Source organism: Chitinophaga sp. Hz27 (assembly GCF_042263525.1).
In the GTDB taxonomy this organism is placed as follows: domain Bacteria; phylum Bacteroidota; class Bacteroidia; order Chitinophagales; family Chitinophagaceae; genus Chitinophaga.
In genome coordinates this window covers 72,711-87,361 of sequence record NZ_JBHKFJ010000001.1, presented here as the reverse complement: position 1 = coordinate 87,361, position 14,651 = coordinate 72,711, and the positions used below count along the sequence as shown (strand labels likewise).

At 45.0% G+C, this 14,651-nt stretch carries 9 protein-coding genes; 8 read left to right on the top strand and 1 reads right to left on the bottom strand.

The annotated features are described in order from the left end of the window. Window positions 1-336 precede the first annotated feature (336 nt). Window positions 337-3,147 carry a putative LPS assembly protein LptD gene (locus ACE38W_RS00390; protein WP_375828209.1) on the bottom strand — a complete coding sequence of 937 codons (2,811 nt, stop codon included), beginning with the start codon at window positions 3,145-3,147 and terminating at the stop codon, window positions 337-339. 183 nt (window positions 3,148-3,330) lie between these two features. Here ACE38W_RS00390 and ACE38W_RS00385 point away from each other — a divergent pair, with 183 nt between their 5' ends. The 8 genes from ACE38W_RS00385 (at window position 3,331) to ACE38W_RS00350 (ending at window position 14,570) form a co-directional block, all read left to right on the top strand. Continuing rightward, window positions 3,331-4,563, top strand: coding sequence for an N-acetylmuramoyl-L-alanine amidase (locus ACE38W_RS00385; protein WP_375828207.1), 1,233 nt, complete (start codon window positions 3,331-3,333; stop codon window positions 4,561-4,563). Between the two features lie 127 nt (window positions 4,564-4,690). Continuing rightward, entirely contained in the window at window positions 4,691-5,689 is a 999-nt protein-coding gene (locus ACE38W_RS00380; protein WP_375828206.1) for an MlaD family protein, read from the top strand. Window positions 5,690-5,698: 9 nt separating this feature from the next. Beyond that, window positions 5,699-7,606, top strand: coding sequence for an OstA-like protein (locus tag ACE38W_RS00375; RefSeq protein ID WP_375828205.1), 1,908 nt, complete (start codon window positions 5,699-5,701; stop codon window positions 7,604-7,606). An 89-nt stretch (window positions 7,607-7,695) separates the two neighbouring features. Next, window positions 7,696-8,880: a Na+/H+ antiporter NhaA gene (gene nhaA, locus ACE38W_RS00370; protein WP_375828204.1), complete on the top strand. Its 1,185-nt coding sequence runs from the start codon at window positions 7,696-7,698 to the stop codon at window positions 8,878-8,880. A gap of 127 nt (window positions 8,881-9,007) precedes the next feature. Then, window positions 9,008-9,541, top strand: a complete 534-nt coding sequence (locus ACE38W_RS00365; RefSeq protein WP_375828202.1) for a hypothetical protein — start codon at window positions 9,008-9,010, stop codon at window positions 9,539-9,541. A 94-nt stretch (window positions 9,542-9,635) separates the two neighbouring features. Beyond that, window positions 9,636-10,643 (top strand): hypothetical protein, encoded by a 1,008-nt coding sequence (locus ACE38W_RS00360; protein ID WP_375828201.1) that lies wholly within the window; start codon window positions 9,636-9,638, stop codon window positions 10,641-10,643. Between the two features lie 30 nt (window positions 10,644-10,673). After that, entirely contained in the window at window positions 10,674-12,188 is a 1,515-nt protein-coding gene (locus ACE38W_RS00355; RefSeq protein ID WP_375828199.1) for an NAD(P)H-hydrate dehydratase, read from the top strand. Between the two features lie 168 nt (window positions 12,189-12,356). After that, on the top strand, window positions 12,357-14,570 hold the full coding sequence (locus tag ACE38W_RS00350) for a sodium-translocating pyrophosphatase (protein ID WP_375828198.1): 2,214 nt from the start codon (window positions 12,357-12,359) through the stop codon (window positions 14,568-14,570). The last annotated feature ends 81 nt before the right edge of the window (window positions 14,571-14,651 follow it).

Sequence of the window (14,651 nt, the reverse complement as noted above, 5' to 3'; positions counted from 1 at the left end):
ATTTCTTTGTACCTGGAGCTCCAAAAAAATAATAAATTGCAGTAAAGCTGCACCCATCTTCCCAACACCTTGCTGTTCCGGATATTGGGAGCTTTTACTCAAAATAACATTCACTAAACTATCTGTCATGAAAACAACCGGTCCTCCGTTGCTTCATTTGCTTCTACTAGCGCCCATTAATTATTGTAGCCCCCAGAAACCTGAACCTGCACTGCAACCGTTCAGTCTTCCATTTTCAATTCCGGCCTGATCATCCATTTGTGTGCAAAAAAATATCCCACACCAGTGACGGTGTGGGATATCGCATTTTTATAAGTTTCCGCTGCAATAGCGTCGCTACATATCATAAAACTGCCGCGATCGGTTAATCCTCAGATCTCGCAGAATACCTGCCTTCGGATTAATCGTTATACTAAACTGGCGCAAGGTCCCGAACGGCACCAGATTGATCGACATCTGCCAACAGTGCAAATCTCTCGAAATATACATGTTTGTATAAGCAATCTTCATATTGGTAAAATCAAAACCACTGTTCATACCAATCTTCCATTTCGGGGTCAGACTAAAATCTCCATTGAAGTTCACATACTGCGTGATTCTCTTCACAAAACCTCCTGAATCCGGCAACACCTGGTTGGTATAAGCCAAACTATAAGAAAGGTCCAATCTCCACGGAATATCAAAATCCACATACTCTCCCGGATGGTTTCTGATCTGCTGCAGCTGTCGCTGTTGCGCGGCCGCCATAATATTAGGGTCCTGGGCATTCTGCAAAGAATCCAGCTCCTTCATCTTACTCTGCGCCTTCTTGTCCTTCGATGTAAACGAGGTCGACATCGTGACAGAAGCATTCGTCAGCCTGCCCGGGCTAATCTTACCTGTATTCCAGATGTATTTATCGTGGCGTATACCAGCCGCATCTATCACATACGGGTCCAAAGTACCTGAAGCACTGATATTCAGTTTATCAAACAGGTTTGTACGCGCATACAATGAGATTGGCGATAATTTAAATGAGTCCTGAACAAAGTTATAGTTGAAGTTAAACCCGAAACCATCCAAAAGTTTCACCTTTTTTTCATGGTTAGCAGAAGTATCTTTCTTAGAATAGATCTTCATTTCGAGGTTGTTATCCAATCCGAAATTCACACCGCCAAATGTACCTTCTCCCGGTACGCCAATCACAGATCCCTGGAAATAAGATACTCTCGAAGTATGGCCCTGCGCATCATATTGCATGTTGTAATATGCACCGCTGCTCAAGTCCGGACGATAGCTCATACCAATAGAAGGACGCATTACGTGCCTGATCTTACGGATCTTATGGTTAGGTCCAAAGTCATACATACCATACAAGGCTGTTGCGAGTGTCAGGCTGGTGTTCAGCTCATGCAGGGCGTAGAAACCTGGTGTATAGGTAGTATCCAATGCACCTCTGGTACCTGTTGAGTAGTTAAACTTATTTGGATTAAAATTTTTGGTGATCTTTTTCGTATACCAATACTCGTTAAGAGTAATACCCGGAGATAAGGTAAATGCCTTCATCACTGGTATCGAGAAGGAAATCGGAACGGTTTGCTGCATACCTGTCTGTAATGCATCAAACATTGCCTGCTTTCCAAAAGCTGAATCTTTGAAATATGCCTGGTTACGGAATTGGTTGGTATAGCTGATACCTACTTTCTGGTACCATTTGGGCGTACCTATCACTTCTTTAGGTTGGAATGGATAAATCGTCTGTACAGAGAAATTCGCATCCGGGAAGGTCAATGATACATCGCGTGTTTGCAGGTTCTGGTTGTCTGATAAGCTGACGGTCAGGTTATAAGGCTTGTTCTGCCAGGTTTTCGAGAAACTGATACTGGAACCGATGTTATTATTTACGCGGGTACTATAGTCGTAAACGTTATACTGGTTGTAAGAAGAGGTTCCGAAGTTCACGCTGGCGCCAAAGTTAATTCCTGGTCTGGCTTTACTATCCATGCTATGGTTCCACATGATGTGGAAGTCGCGGCTGTTCACAAACTCCTGCGGTACCGACGGATCGCCGAGGCGGGTGTTTGCAAAGCTGATCGTCAACCCACCACTATATTTATAGCGCTTTCGATACGTAGGACTCGCAGTGAGGCTCCAGCTACCATAGGAGTATACATCTCCCCTAACGGTAAGGTCCATATGCTCCCCCATACCAAAATAGTATCCTCCGTTTTCAAGTCCCATCCCTTTCTGCTGGTTAACCACAAACTGTGGTGGCAGCAACCCTGAGCGTTGGCCCTGGGTGATCGGAAAAATTGCAAATGGTATGAATAAAGGTGTAGGAATACCCTGAATTTCCAGGTTTGCTGGCCCGGAAACAATCAGTTTATCAGGAATTACCTTAATTTTTTTAGCTCTGAAGCTGAAGTGAGGTGTATCCAGATCACAGGTAGTATAACCATTTTTAAAACCAAAGATGGTGTTGTCTGCCATTCGTTTGGTCTTTTCACTATGTACATACCCTTCTCCGTAAACGGATTTAGTATGGAAGATCATGGCCTTCTGAGAAGTGAAATTATATTCTACAGTATCGGATTCGAAGCTTTGACCACCATCATTCATCACCGGACGGCCAATAAATTTGCCGGCAGTATCTTTTGTCTGGGTAGCACTCATTACGCCGCTGCCCTGGTCAAAAGCTACTTTACTTGCAGTGAGATCAACAGTTTTGTACTTCACATTGGCGTTTCCGTACAGGTAAAACTGTTTTTCCTTTATCATGAGTACCATGGAGTCTTCCGCTTTTGCGGTGACAGTGGCGTCCAGAGAGTCTTTGGAGGCTACAGGGATCTTAAAAGTATCCACTGTAACACGGGTGCTATCCAGGAAAGTGGAATCACCAGCCAATTTTATAGCTCCTGAATCCCCGGATTTTGGCACAATAGCCGTATCTTTAAGGTTAATCGGAGCCGATACAGGCTTCACCGGACCAGCGTTTTTAGGCTTTGTCGGTACCGTGTCTGCAAAAATTTTGTTAAATCCGAAGAATGCATGTGGCTTTATGCCTGCAGTTGCATCTATAATAAAGGGAACGGCAATAATCACACCTGCAATTACCAGGTATGTCTGTCGTAAAAACTTTTTATAATTATTTTTGTAGCTAGAGCTCATGTGTTAAGGCGGGCACAAACCTACAAGTTTTTAAACAATTTATTACAAATGATAACTTGTAAAGTTTGAAATGAGAGACAGGGAAAGGCACTTAAAACTCGCATGGAACAAGTAAATTATTATTTTAACAGATAAACTTATTTTTTATTTTTTGTGATTACAGCACCCATTAAAAAGAGAAACATGCGCTGGAACCGATTTTGGACTTTAGGACTGGGAACACTTTTCACCTGCACATTTTTTATTCAGGCAAAAAACACACCAGATTCAGAAAAGCAGGGAAAGCCAATCAGAACTATCGTTATTGACGCTGGCCACGGTGGCGAAGATCCAGGCGCAAGGGGCAGTTATTCCACAGAGAAACAGGTCACTTTAGAAGTTGCCCTGAAACTGGGAAAACTCCTCGAAGAGAACATGCCGGATGTAAAGGTAGTGTATACACGAAAATCCGATCGTTTCGATAATCCAAGAGTAAAAGCTCAAATTGCCAACGATGCCAAAGGTGAACTGTTCGTGTCTATCCACTGTAATTCTGCCGCAAAATTGCAACGGCAGGTAGGTACCAAAACCGTTATGGTAAGAAAAGGTAAGAAAAAGGTCGCTAAACACGTACCCGTATACGCCTCTTACCCTAATCCAGCAAAAGGTACCGAAACCTACATCTGGGCAACCAGCAAAAACAACGCTAAAATGGAGTCCCTGAAACAGAACTCCGTTATCGTGCTTGATGCTAATTCCGAAGAATCACGCGCCCTCATGGACGATACCGATCCGGAAACCTACATCCTGCTCAATACCCTGCGAAACGCTTATTTCGACCAAAGCCTCCGACTCTCTACTTTAATAGAAGACGAGTTCACCAGAGTAGGTCGTATCAGCCGTGGCGCAAGACAACGTAACGAAAAAGGCATCTGGGTACTCTCTGCTACCGCCATGCCTAGCGTACTGGTAGAATTAGGATTCATCAGCAACCCGGAAGAGGAAGACTACCTCAACTCAAACTCCGGCCAGATGGAACTTGCCAACGGTATCTTTAAAGCGATTAAGCGTTACCGTGATGAACTGGACAGGTTTACCAATAATAACCACGTACAGCCTTCTGAACAAACCAATACCGGCAATGCCGCACCACAGGCTTACCGCAAATCCACCAAACCTGGTGGTCAGCGCAAGCCAGCCTCCAAACAGGACTATGCCGTGCAATTGCTGATTACTGACAAATTATATAACCCAGGAGCTTCCATATTTAGGAAGCTCCCGGGCCATGTCACTGTAGAACGCACCGCAGTAGTCATGAACCGGAAAAAAATGAATAAATATACCTGGGGACCATTCCAATCCGAACAAGTAGCTTCCACCGCCCTCAAAAAAGCCAAAAAATCAGGATTTAAAGACGCTTTCGTTACCAATAACTAACTACCCCTTACCCCTCCCCCAACAACCTACCTCCCCAAAAATTCTCTTTATAATTATCAACATTTTAATTCAAACACTCCCCGGACTGCCTTTTTGATTATTTTTGCGTTGAACGTATACGAATCTCATGCTCAAATTATCAAATGAAACCAAAGTGGGTGTGCTTACAGCATTAGGTATTACCCTCCTTGTGCTGGGCTTTAATTTATTGAAAGGAAAGAGCCTGTTTTCACATTCCAAAACCATATATGCTGTATATAAACAGGTAAATGGTCTCCAGCCATCCAATGCCGTTCAGGTAAATGGCCTCGTTGTTGGTAACGTTTCCAACCTCGATGTAATGGACCACGACCCTAGTAAAATACTCGTTACCATCACCATCTCTAAAAAAATAGAAATCCCACGCAACTCTGTAGCCCGCATCTCCAGCGACCTGCTCGGAACAAAAACCGTTCAGCTCGACCTGGGTAACGCTTCCGACTATCTGAAAAGCGGCGATACCATCTACGCTGCCGTAGACGGTAGCATGACAGATGCCCTAAAGGAACAACTCAATCCCCTGGTTAGAAAACTTCAGGGTACTCTCATGAATATCGACTCCCTGTTGCTCAACGTAAACAGCTTATTGGACACCACTTCCAAAGTTCAACTGCAACAGGCAATCAGAAACCTTAACACCATCACGCATAACTTTACCGTTACCAGCGCATCACTAAATACCATGCTGGACCCAAACAACGGTACCGTAACTGGCACCATGCGTAATCTCGAAGCCGTAACCGGTAATCTCAAAAATAATAATGAGAAAATCGGCCATATCCTCGATAATGCAGAAAAAACCACCAGCGCACTCGCTAACGGTAATATTGATAAAACATTACAACAACTGCAGTCTGCCGCAAACAGTCTTAATACTACCATCGCAAAACTCAACACCACCGACGGTACCGCGGGTTTATTGCTGAACGATAAAAAAGTTTACAATAACCTCCAAAGCTCCCTGAACAGTCTTAATAAACTACTGGAAGATCTGCGCGTCAACCCTAAACGTTATGTGCACTTCTCCCTGTTCGGCAAAAAAGATAAAGTGAAGCCCATACCTTCAGACTCAGTTCAGGTTCAATAATCAGGATACATGCGTGTAATCATAAAATACGGGCTTTTACTGGCTATGTGCTGCATAGCCGGCATCTTTACTGCCAATGCCCAGCAGGCCGCAGCTCCGCCTGCCACCGACACTACAGGCCCGAAAGGTACCAGAGTGGATATCAAAAATGCAGACGTACTGTATGATATCACCACCGATACCCTCGCTATCCGCAAACTGATAGGAAACGTAAAACTCGTACAGGGTAATACGATTTTCTATAGCGATAGCGCCATCCAAAACCTGAGGTCCAACCACATCGATGCCTACGGTAAAATTCATATCAACCAGGCAGATAGTATTAATATCTATGGAGATGTACTCAACTATGATGCGTCTACTCGCATTGCTACACTTACAGGCAATGCGCGTATGACCGACGGCAAAGTGACCATCACCGGCCCTGAGCTCATCTATGATATGAACGCTAAAATCGGTAGCTACCTTAAAACTGGTAAACTGGTAAACGGTAAAAGCACCCTCACCAGCGATGAAGGCTTCTATTATGTAGACATGAAAGAAATGCACTTTCAACGTAATGTAGTATTGATAGATCCTGAATACACGCTGACCACAGATGCACTGCTTTATAATACAGAAACCAAAATAGCCAACATCATCGCGCCTACTACTATTAATGAAGGTAAACGCATCATGTACGCTACCAGCGGGTATTACGACACAGATAAAGGATACGCCAACTTTACCAATCGCCCGCTCATAGAAGACAGTACAGGTACGCTCACCGCCGATCAGCTGGAAATGGATAAAGTCAACGGAAAAGCATATGCTACCGGAAACATGGTTTACCGCGATACCATCAGACATATGTCCCTCCTTGCCAACTACGGCATTGTAGACCAGGTCTACAAAACACTGCTGGCCACCCAGAAACCACTGCTGATCATGGAAAGCGAAAAAGATACTTTCTATATGGCCAGCGACACGCTATTCACTGGCATCATCAAACCAGGCGATAGTCTCACCATCCCTTCTGTACAAGGATTAAAAAAGGTACCTGCACCACTGCGACTCACACCCGTGAAATCCAGGGAAGTATCTACATATATAGATAACGTGCCAGAATATCTTAAAAGAGATGAACTGCTGGCAAAACAAAGAAAAGATAGTATCACCGGTGCTAAAATGATGATGATGGCAGATACCGCCCTCGCTAAAACAAAAGCCAGGGAAAACGTAAACGCTGTCACCAACATGAAAATAGCTCCAATGAAACCTGTCGCACCACAGGATTCACTCCCCGGAATTAAACACTTTGCCGACAGCATCAATATTACCAAACCAAAAAATAAAGCCGATGATACCACAGAAATAAGGTACATCCTGGCCTATCATCATGTACGCATGTTCTCCGATTCCCTACAGGGAGTAGCCGACAGCGTATATTATTCTTCCAGCGACTCCATCTTCCGCTTCTTCCGTGATCCAATCATCTGGACCAGCAGAAGCACAGAAATGTATGGAGATACCGTATACGCATACACGAAAAACCAGACCGTCGATAAGCTCGTAATGAGACAACATGCCTTCATCATCAACGAAACCGGTAAAGACCTGTTTAATCAGATCAAAGGAAATACCATCACCGGCTATGTTGTAAATAAGCAGCTCGACTGGATGTTTGTAGAAGGAAATGCTGAAACCATCATGTATGCCGCCGATAATGCAGGAGCCTTCATGAACGTGAGCCATACACTTTCCGCCACCATTTCATTGTACTTTAAAGACAACGAAATTTATAAAGCGAAGTTTATCACGCAACCCGAAACAACGGTATATCCATTTACACAAAGACCGATAGAAGAACTTAAACTCGAACATTTTAAGTGGGAAATCAACCGGCGACCCAAATCCAAATTTGAACTCATGCAATAAACCAATACCCTCCGCTTCATCTCGGAGGGTATTTTTTTACAGTATATTTGCCCCAATACATTTAACTAACCCGTTAAACTCCGGATACTGTGCTGAAATCTTCTATCAAAACCATCAGGCAATCACTGCTATCTCCTATCTTTAAATTTTTGAAAGATAGCAGGGCGGTGGGCATTGTGCTGATCATCTGTACCATTATTTCTATGACCCTCGCCAATTCGGGCGCAGGAGCAGCATATATCAATTTCTGGAATGCCCCCCTGGACCCTGCTGGTGGTCATCATTTCCATCTGCGTGGCCTTATCTTACCCAACTCCTTCCTGCTATGGATAAATGATGGCCTGATGGCCTTGTTCTTTTTCATGGTAGGAATGGAAATAAAAAGAGAACTCACCGTTGGAGAACTATCATCAGTGAAGCAGTCCATACTACCAGTGCTCGCAGCTATTGGCGGGATGGTAGCTCCTGCTTTAATTTTCAGCTGCTTTAACCATGGTACAGAATATAGTAATGGGTGGGGAATCCCCATGGCTACGGATATTGCCTTTTCATTAGGTATACTTTCCCTTCTAGGCAACAGGGTGCCTATCAGCCTGAAAATATTTCTGATGGCATTGGCCATTATAGATGATTTGGGTGCAATCCTTACTATTGCTATTTTCTACACACCACATCTTGATCTGCAATACCTCCTGATAGGAGGAGGTGTTTTACTGTTGCCTATCTTACTGAATATATTAAAGGTACAACGTACCGTTTTTTATTTCCTGCCAGGAATAGTGCTCTGGTATTGCCTTTTCAACTCCGGTGTACATGCAACTATTGCGGGTGTATTGCTGGCGTTATGCATTCCTCAGTCCCGCATTGAAGAACTGGTACATAACCTACACGACCCTGTGAATTTTGTCATCATGCCGCTGTTTGCCTTGGCAAATACGGCGATTGCCTTGCCTGGAGACGTTTTTCACGCACTAGCACATGGTATCAGCTACGGTATTATTGCAGGATTAGTGTTAGGAAAGCCAATCGGTATTTTCCTGATGTCATTCCTTGCAGTGAAACTTCGTTTAGCCGTGCTCCCAGAAAACAGCCGCTGGGGCCAGCTCTGGGGTGTAGGTATGATTGCCGGTATCGGTTTTACTATGTCAATTTTTATTGCGGGTTTGGCTTATACCGATAGATCGTTGCAGATCATTGCTATTATTTCTGTCATCGCAGCCTCTCTGGTAGCGGGTTTGGCAGGATTCATCTATCTAAGGCTGATAAAAAACTAATTTTGCTCTCCCCTGTTGGCATTGTTATTGTTAAAGAAGTGTGATTTTTTTTAGAGAGAAAATACTTTAGAGAAATTTCTAACGTTAGAAGACGCAAATATCTTTTATTTTTAATAAGTATTAATTTATGAAGAAAGTCGTGTTACTTTTCGGTCTGATTGCCATGCTGGCAGTACAGGCTAACGCGCAAAAGAAAAGCAGCTACCGCGGCGGAAGCTATGGTATTGATAACTACAATACCGCATTAGGCGTACGTCTTAACCCATGGGTAGTAGGCTTCACCATTAAACACTTTATTGCAGGACCACATGCCATCGAAGGATTAGTTACCACTAATCACGACAAAAACACTAACGTAACCTTCACAGGACTATACGAATATCATTGGAATGTAGGTATGCAAGGCCTTAACATGTACGCTGGTGGTGGTGTACACGTAGGTATTTATGATCGCCGCGACTACGATTGGGATCGTTACGTGGACAAAGGCAAGGGTACTTATGTATCTCCGGGCTTAGACGGTATTATCGGTATCGAATATACGTTTAAGAAAATTCCGTTGAACATCAGCGCTGACCTGAAACCTTATGTTCAGTTTGTTGGACCAACCAACTATCTCGGCGAAGAAATCGGAGGTATTTCTGCAAGATTTGCCTTCTAGGATAAACAAAGAAATTATGTACTTTAGCGGACAACAGGGTTTCCTGTTGTCCGTTTTTTTTGGGATCCACTGTACCTAATGCCAACATTCTTAGATGCGAACGATATTGTACCTGACTTATGCCTTCCTGTTTCTGGTGGCCTGTAAAAAGCCATCAAAAGATCCTGCTGTAATACAACAGCCTGGCCAGCCGCTGGAAGGTTATGGCAGTTCCTCCTATCAATCCTCCACCGTTATCAAAAAGAATTATGACGATGGCAACACCGGATTCTGGCTATATCTGCCCAGCGAACCTTCTCCAAAAGAAGCACCCGTAGTAGTGCTAAACCATGGCTATGGTGCTTGGAACCCAGCCTGTTATGGAGCATGGATCAAGCATCTGGTAAAAAAAGGCAATATTGTCATCTTCCCAAGGTATCAGGCTACCATCGTTACCAACCCTTCCACTTATTCTAGCAATGCTGCAGCGGCCATCAACAGGGCATTGAAAGTTCTGGCCGCCAATCCAGGTATGCCACAACCCATAAAAGGTAAAATAGCGTATATAGGACACAGTTATGGTGGCGTTATAGCAGCCAACCTGGCCATGTCGTACAGTACCTATGGCATACCAGCACCTAAAGCGGTTATGCTCGCCTGTCCAAGCACCGGCAATGCACCACAGGGCGCCCTGCCAAGCTATAAAAGCATGTCTTCAAAAATAAAAATGTTGCTCGTTGTAGAGGAAAAAGATAATGGCGGCGCCTCTTTTGCTGACATGCTCTATAATGCTACCACCTATATTTCTGCCGCCAATAAAACCATGATCACGCACCTTGCTGACCCTTACGGATACCCGGCTATCACCGCCGATCATGGGGAAGCCGCTGCCACTGACATGACCTTCGATTCCGGCCAGAAAAATAGTATCATCTCCCTTGCTTTTTCTACCACCCGTGTAGATGCTACCGATTATTACTGTTATTGGAAACTGACAGACGCACTCCTCGACTGTGTTTTTCATCAGCAAGGCTGTCCCTGTGTGTATGGCGACAGCACAGCCGTTACCAATATGGGAAAATGGTCCGATGGACAAGCCGTTAAACCGCTCGTTGTTAGATAATTCCCTAATTTTAGGTAATAACAACTTGCTATGAAAATCTTCAGCGCAGCACAGATCCGTGCAGCAGATGCCTATACAATACAACATGAGCCTATCAGCAGTGTGGATCTGATGGAACGCGCAGCCAATGCCTGCACCGTTTGGATTGAAGACAATTTCACACCAACACATCCAGTATATATTATTTGTGGAAAAGGAAACAATGGTGGCGATGGCCTGGTTATCACACGGCTGTTATTAGACCAGGGCTGGAATGCAAGCGCATGGGTGATACAGGGAGGCAGAACCAGCAATGATCATGAAGTAAACCTGCAACGCCTACACGAAGCATACCCCAATCATATCCATCCACTTAATGATGTCAAGGAATTCCCCGAAATCCCAGATCGCGCTATTATTGTAGATGCTATCTTCGGTACAGGGCTCAACAAGGCTATTGAAGGATGGCTGGCAGGCATTATTCATAAAATCAACGATCAGCGGTACAGACACATTATAGTGTCCGTTGATACCCCTTCCGGGTTGCAAGCCGACAGCAGCTCGCTGCACACACCGGTTGTACAAGCACATCATACACTTACATTTGAAACCTGGAAACTGGCCTTTCTTTTACCAGAAAATGCCGGCATTACAGGGAAAGTACATGTACTCCCTATTGGACTACATCCGGAGTACCTAACGCATACGCCTGCACGATTTCACCTAACAGATACAGCCACCATACAAACGATCTACCAGCCCCGTGATCCATTTGGACATAAGGGTACTTATGGACATGCGTTGCTGATCGCAGGCAGTTATGGCAAAATGGGTGCTGCACTTTTATCAGCAGGGGCTTGCCTGAGAGCAGGTGTAGGACTATTGACCTGCCATGTTCCTGGCTGTGGCTATGATATTATGCAGATAGGCGAACCTGCGGCGATGTGTATTACCGACCGCGACGAGGCCATGAACGTGCATTTCCACCAGGATGTGACAGATACCAAATATGCAGCAGTAGGTATTGGCCCGGGACTCGGCACACACACTTCCACAGCCGCTTCCCTCGAAAAGTTGCTGGAAGCCTATCGCCAGCCAATGGTGATCGATGCTGATGCACTCAATATCATCTCCGTATATCCATACCTGTTATCCAGCATACCTGTTGGTTCCATATTAACACCTCACCCCAAAGAGTTTGAACGCCTGTTTGGCGCTACTGCCAATGATTTCGAACGAATAGAACTATTGAGTAAGAAGTCCGCAGAATTAGGGCTTTACATCTTATTAAAAGGCCGTTATACTGCTATTGCCTGCCCTGACGGTGCCATATATTTTAATCCTACAGGAAATCCCGGCATGGCCACTGGTGGCAGCGGGGATGTACTTACGGGTATACTGACTGGCTTACTGGCGCAACATTATAGTCCTAAAGCGGCTATTATTATGGGTGTTTGGCTACATGGCTTTGCCGGCGACCTTGCAGCTGCTTCATTATCGCAGGAAGCAATGACCGCAGGAGATATTATCAACCATCTCGGACAAGCCTTCTTACAGGGCATTTGAGGAAAGTACTCCAAAACCTGCTGCCATAGCGGATGTTCCATTTTTTTCCTTCATAGATGTGAGTATTAATTTTTTATGTTTTATATTTATTTGAAACACTATTGAGAATCCTTTGATCTTTTAACTCTTAAACCAATTTCTGATCCTTGCATTATTAAATTCGTCAATATGAGTATAGTTTACCTCGTTCCATGTTTTGGATTACTAGCCTTGTTATATACTGCGTTCCGATCTGCCTGGGTAACACGCCAGGATGCTGGTAATGACAGGATGAAAGAAATTGCACAACACATCGCAGAAGGTGCCATGGCGTTTCTGAAAGCTGAGTATAAAATCCTTACCTATTTTGTAATTATTGCCGCCCTTCTCCTTGGTTACATGGGTGCCAGCCATGCCAACTCACACTGGTCAATTGCATTGGCTTTTATCGTAGGTGCTATATTCTCCGCTACTGCGGGTTTCATAGGAATGAAAATAGCTACCAAGGCAAATGTGCGTACTGCGCAGGCAGCACGTACTAGTCTGGCAAAGGCTTTACAAGTTTCATTTACCGGCGGTTCTGTAATGGGTATGGGTGTTGCCGGTTTGGCCGTATTAGGTCTCGGTTCATTATTTATCATTCTCAAATCATACTTTGGCGCGGAAGCAAATACAGCAGAGATGATCAAAACCATTGAGGTATTGACAGGCTTCTCACTGGGTGCGGAAAGTATCGCATTGTTTGCGCGCGTAGGCGGCGGTATCTACACCAAAGCTGCCGATGTTGGCGCTGACCTGGTAGGTAAAGTAGAAGCAGGTATTCCGGAAGATGATCCCCGCAATCCTGCCACCATCGCTGATAACGTTGGAGACAACGTAGGAGATGTTGCCGGTATGGGTGCTGATCTCTTTGGCTCTTATGTTGCTACCGTTCTTGCTACCATGGTACTCGGCTCTGAAACCACCTCTCATGATGCTTTCGGCGGCCTGGCTCCTATCCTGCTCCCTATGTTGATCGCAGGATTTGGTATCATCTTCAGTATCATCGGTACCTTCTTTGTAAGGATTAGCGATAGCGCAGGTCTCAACACCGGTGTAGTGCAAAAAGCGCTGAACATGGGTAACTGGGGCTCTATTGTGCTCACCCTGATAGTATCTTACTTCCTCGTTAACTGGATACTTCCTGATACCGAAATGACCCTTCGCGGCCATGTGTTCACAAAAGGACAAGTATTTGGTTCTATCGTAGTAGGCCTGGTCGTAGGTACTTTAATGAGTATCATTACAGAATATTATACGGCAATGGGTAAACGCCCGGTGAAATCTATTATCCGCCAATCTGCTACTGGCCATGCTACTAATATTATTGGCGGTCTAAGCGTGGGTATGGAATCTACCATGCTTCCTATCCTGGTGCTGGCAGGCGGTATCTGGGGTTCTTACTCCTTTGCAGGATTATATGGCGTGGCTATCGCCGCTGCCGGCATGATGGCTACTACGGCCATGCAGCTGGCTATCGATGCCTTCGGCCCTATCGCTGATAATGCAGGTGGTATCGCTGAAATGAGCGAGCTGCCTAAAGACGTTCGTGAAAAAACCGATATCCTGGATGCAGTGGGTAACACCACAGCTGCTACTGGTAAAGGTTTCGCGATCGCATCTGCTGCACTTACCGCCTTGGCACTCTTTGCCGCTTTCGTTGGCGTTGCCGGTATCACCGGTATTGATATATATAAGGCAGATGTACTGGCCGGTCTCTTTATCGGCGGTATGATCCCATTCATCTTCTCTTCGCTGGCTATTGCTGCCGTAGGACGCGCTGCCATGGCCATGGTGGAAGAAGTTCGCCGCCAGTTCCGCGAAATCCCTGGTATCATGGAAGGTACCGGCAAACCGGAATATGATAAATGCGTAGCTATTTCTACACAGGCTTCTATCCGTGAAATGCTGCTGCCTGGTGCAATTGCACTGATTTCTCCATTGCTGATCGGCTTCATCGCAGGCCCTGAAGTACTCGGCGGTTTCCTCGCTGGTGCTACTGTAAGCGGTGTATTAATGGGTATCTTCCAAAATAACGCCGGTGGTGCCTGGGATAATGCCAAAAAATCTTTCGAGAAAGGTGTAGAAATTAACGGCGAAACCTATTACAAAAAGTCTGAACCACATAAAGCCTCTGTAACAGGTGATACCGTAGGTGATCCTTTTAAAGATACCTCTGGTCCTTCTATGAACATCCTCATCAAACTGATGTCCATCGTATCACTGGTAATCGCACCTACCCTTGGTGAACGCTTCCATACCCGCGAAGCTGCACCTACCGCTAAAGTTACCACAGTTGCTCCCGCTCCTGCTCCTGCTAAAAAAGCAGCGCCGCAAGTTAGCATGGTGTTGGAAAAGAAATAATTCAACTCCTTATAAACCAAGCCTCCCCGCGAAATGTTAAATCGCGGGGAGGCTTTTTTTATTGTTTTTTTAGAAAAATCT

Coding starts and splice junctions, on each gene's coding strand:
- ACE38W_RS00390 (WP_375828209.1), bottom strand. CDS start 3,147: ATGAGCTCTAGCTACAAAAATAATTATAAAAAGTTTTTACGACAGACA.
- ACE38W_RS00385 (WP_375828207.1), top strand. CDS start 3,331: ATGCGCTGGAACCGATTTTGGACTTTAGGACTGGGAACACTTTTCACC.
- ACE38W_RS00380 (WP_375828206.1), top strand. CDS start 4,691: ATGCTCAAATTATCAAATGAAACCAAAGTGGGTGTGCTTACAGCATTA.
- ACE38W_RS00375 (WP_375828205.1), top strand. CDS start 5,699: ATGCGTGTAATCATAAAATACGGGCTTTTACTGGCTATGTGCTGCATA.
- ACE38W_RS00365 (WP_375828202.1), top strand. CDS start 9,008: ATGAAGAAAGTCGTGTTACTTTTCGGTCTGATTGCCATGCTGGCAGTA.
- ACE38W_RS00360 (WP_375828201.1), top strand. CDS start 9,636: ATGCGAACGATATTGTACCTGACTTATGCCTTCCTGTTTCTGGTGGCC.
- ACE38W_RS00355 (WP_375828199.1), top strand. CDS start 10,674: ATGAAAATCTTCAGCGCAGCACAGATCCGTGCAGCAGATGCCTATACA.
- ACE38W_RS00350 (WP_375828198.1), top strand. CDS start 12,357: ATGAGTATAGTTTACCTCGTTCCATGTTTTGGATTACTAGCCTTGTTA.